The 3417-nt window shown below is 69.3% G+C and carries 4 protein-coding genes; all 4 read right to left on the bottom strand.

Annotation, left to right across the window (positions count from 1 at the left end):
* Positions 1-138: 138 nt before the first annotated feature.
* The 4 genes from ACWD35_RS45250 to ACWD35_RS45235 all read right to left on the bottom strand — a co-directional run bounded on the left by ACWD35_RS45250 (position 139) and on the right by ACWD35_RS45235 (position 3033).
* A complete protein-coding gene (locus ACWD35_RS45250; protein ID WP_451357142.1) occupies positions 139-948 on the bottom strand; it encodes an ExeA family protein in 810 nt (269 codons plus the stop codon).
* The gene (locus tag ACWD35_RS45245) at positions 945-1166 is read right to left on the bottom strand and encodes a hypothetical protein (RefSeq protein WP_451357141.1); all 222 of its coding nucleotides are present in this window, start codon (positions 1164-1166) and stop codon (positions 945-947) included. The genes ACWD35_RS45250 and ACWD35_RS45245 overlap by 4 nt, the downstream gene beginning before the upstream one ends.
* 4 nt (positions 1167-1170) lie before the next feature.
* A complete protein-coding gene (locus ACWD35_RS45240; protein WP_451357140.1) occupies positions 1171-2553 on the bottom strand; it encodes a DDE-type integrase/transposase/recombinase in 1383 nt (460 codons plus the stop codon).
* Positions 2554-2646: 93 nt separating this feature from the next.
* Positions 2647-3033: a helix-turn-helix domain-containing protein gene (locus ACWD35_RS45235; RefSeq protein WP_451357139.1), complete on the bottom strand. Its 387-nt coding sequence runs from the start codon at positions 3031-3033 to the stop codon at positions 2647-2649.
* Positions 3034-3417 lie beyond the last annotated feature (384 nt).

Here is a 3417-nt window from a genome sequence, read left to right as displayed (position 1 = left end):
TGTTGCCCGGCACTCAAAATGCCGATGACTTCGGCATTCACGGTGCCGATGTTCGGTGACGACGACGCCCCGCCGGCGGGTGCCAGGCGGGGCGGTTCATCGGCAAGGTGTCGCTGTCGTCGGCGAGGTGCCGGTGGTTCAGTCGACCACCTCGCTGACTGCCGCGCGGGCGGAGGCGTCGTCGACGAGGTTCTTGCCGGTGGCGAAGGCGGCGACCAGGGCCTGCAGGGCGAGGTTGTTGACCGCCCGCGGGTAGCCGCGCGAGGTCGTGTGGATCAGCGAGAGTGCGTCCTCGGTGAACAGCTGGTCGGGCCGGCCGACGAGCTTGAGGTGGTGGGCGATGTAGCTGGTGGTCTCGGCGGAGGACATGCCCGGCATGGTGTAACGCAGGGCGGTCCGCTGTTCGAGGGCAGCCAGGACGGCGAGCTTCATCGTCCGCCGCAAGGTGGGCTGCCCGACCAGCAGGCAGGACAGCGGCGAGTCCTGGTCCATACCCTGATTCGTCATCATCCGGACGGCCTCCAGCTGTTCGTAGGACAGCAGGTGGGCCTCGTCCAGGACGAGGACGGGGGTGCGTCCTCGTTCCTCGCGTTCGGACAGCAGGGCCTTGCCGGTCTGGACGGCCAGGCGGGAGCCCAGGTGGGAGGGCGTCTGCCCGAAGGAGTTGACGATCTCTTCGTGGATGCCGCGGACGCCGATCATCGGGTTCGGCAGGTAGATGACGGTGTATTTCGACGGGTCGAGGGCGTCGAGGCAGGTGCGGACGGAGACCGTCTTGCCGGCGCCGACCTCGCCGGTGACCACGCCGATCGACCGTTCGGAGATGCACCAGGAGATCCGGGCGACGGCCTCGTTGTGGGCCTGGTGCCGGTGGAGCATGCCCGGGCTGAGGTTCCGGCCGAACGGCATCCGCTCGAAACCGTAGTGGGCCTGCAGTTTCTCGATCACGTGAGGGCTCCGGGAGGTGTGCTGGTGGAGGAGATGAAGGGGCGGCCGGTGAGGCGCTCGATGAACAGCTCGACGTTCGCGACGATCCAGTCGACGGCGGTGTCCTCGCCGAAGTACCTGGCCAGGGCCGCGTCGACGTCGCTCTCGCAGCCCTCGAAGAAGCCGTGCAGCTCGGCCAGGAAGACCGCGAGGTCCTGCCGGCCCGGGTCGGGGGCCATGGAGTCAGCCCTCCGTCAGGTCGACCGACTCGACCGGCTCAGGGTGCAGGGCCGCGTAGTTGACCTTGTTCGACAGGTCAGTGGCGTGCGCGCGGTCGATCAGCCCGAGGTAGTCGATGCCGGTCGTCGGCTTGGGCAGTTCGGCGGGGACCTCGGGCTTGGCCTTGGGGTGGCTGTTGCGGCTGATCTGGAACGGCAGCGCGGTGCCGGCGTCGGCACCGTCGAGGCGGACCTGGAGGAAGGTCAGGTCGAAGGGGTCGAAGACCAACTCGACCTTTCGGCCGACCAGTTGCGGGTCGACCTGGTAGCGGTTGCCGTGCAGGGAGACCGTGCCGGTCTTGGCGACCGTGCGGTGCTCGGACCAGCGGAAAGCCTCCGCCAGATCGGACGGGGACGGGACGGGGAACGGGGCTTTGGCCATCCACCGCGCAAGCGGTGCGGCCTTGGTCTCGGAGTGTTCCCGGCGGTGGTAGACCGTCTCGACCCAGGCGGTGAACAGGCGGTTCATCTCCGCCAGGTCCTTGATCTCTCGCCCGACCTCACCGTGCTCGGAAGCGATCTCGACGGTGAACTCCCCGTTCACCGTTCGAAAGAAGCGTTCGATTTTCCCGCGCCCCTCCGGGCGGCCCGGGGCGGAATGCACCAGCTTGATCCCGAGTTTTGCGCAGGCCCTCAACAGCCACGAGTCGACGAAAGCACTCCCGTTGTCAACGTAGATGTACTGCGGGACACCGCGGGCGGCCAGGGCCGGCCGCAGGGCCGCCGCCAGGCGGACGGTGTCCTCGGCGAAGCCCCAGCGGTGACCGACCACCGCCCGGGAGTGATCGTCGACGAAGGCGAAGAGATAGGTCTTGCGGCCGTCGATCCGCGGCCCGTGCAGCGCGTCGCCCGTCCAGAGCTCGTTGGGGCGGTCGGCCTCGAACCGGCCGAAGACCGCCGTCTGCCTCGGGGCCCGCAGCGAGACCAGGCCAGTGCGGTGGAACATCCGCTGCAGCGTCCGCTCGTCCGGCGCCCAGCCGATCTGGGCCTTGAGGATCCGCCTGACCTGCGCGGCCGTCCGCTCCGGGTTCTCCTTCTTCAACGCCGAGGCCAGCTCGAAGACTTCGGGCGGCGTGCGGGGCTGGGCCTGCCTCGGCGAGGGAACCAGCGCGTCGAACCCGCCCTGGCGCCACTCCAGGATCCACCGGTCCAGCGTCCAGCGGCTGATCCTGATCCGCCGCCCGTCCGGATCGGTGTGTTCCTCGGCGGCGAGTTTGCGAACCAGGGCCCCGCGCTGGCGGCCGGTCAGGCTCGGGTCCGCCGCCTCCCTGATCAGCATGTAGCGGAACAGGCCGATCTGCCGGGCTCGCTCCAGCCGGGCCGTCTGTTCGTCGTCGTGCTTGGTCACGTCACCTTCTCTGCAACCTCGTTGATCTTGGGCTCGCCGAGGCTGTCAGAAGCAAACGTCCTCCCGTCAGAGGCAGTTGGTGTTGATCATCTTTTAGGGCCAGCACGGCGCCAGGAGCCGCCCATGCGAGGCTGCCGCGGCCAGATGCCACGGCGACACCTCACCGATGTCCGGCCAGCGCGAGGACACCGCCGCCCAGGCCCCCGCGACCGCCGAGACCGCGTCGGCGAACACCACCGCCGTGGCCGCCGGCGGCACCGGGTCAACCCCCGCGTCCACCAGGAGCACGGTGAAGTACGCACGGATCTGCTCGGCCCGGCCGGCGAACCGCCGCAGCCAGCCGCGGACGGTGTCCACCGGCCGCCCCAGCCGGACGGCGATCGTCCTGGCCCCCGCCCCGGCCGCCTTCGCCACCAGCGCCGCCCCGATCACCTCTGCCAGGTCCACCCGCCTGACCAGCGCGAACACTGGAAGAAGCACATGCGAACCACCACAACCCCCGCACCGAGCCCGCCGCGGGCGAAGACGGACCACCCCGGATCCGCTCCGCAACACGCGTTCCCTTGCCCATCCCCACGGGGCCAGCACACCCCCGCAAACCGGACACTCCATGTCACCAGATGTCAGCCGGGACTCGACCTCGGCCACGTCCGCCCCTACCGTGAGCACAAGCGCCTCCGTGCGCTGCACGGCCCTTCCGGACGCTCGGCCAAGAGATCACCGGGAGGGCCTTTCGCATGCCCTCATCGGCAAGGTGCCGCCGCCAACGAACACCCCAACCCCGCCGGCATGCAACCGAACTCGTCGGCATGATCAACGCCGCAAAGCTGCCCGCGACATGGGCATCTTGAAAGTCGCTCAACA

The sequence above is a fragment of the Streptomyces sp. NPDC002671 genome (assembly GCF_053592475.1).
Note: the sequence above shows the minus strand (reverse complement) of the source record. Positions and strands in the feature narration are given on the sequence as shown.

Coding starts and splice junctions, on each gene's coding strand:
- ACWD35_RS45245 (WP_451357141.1), bottom strand. CDS start 1,166: ATGGCCCCCGACCCGGGCCGGCAGGACCTCGCGGTCTTCCTGGCCGAG.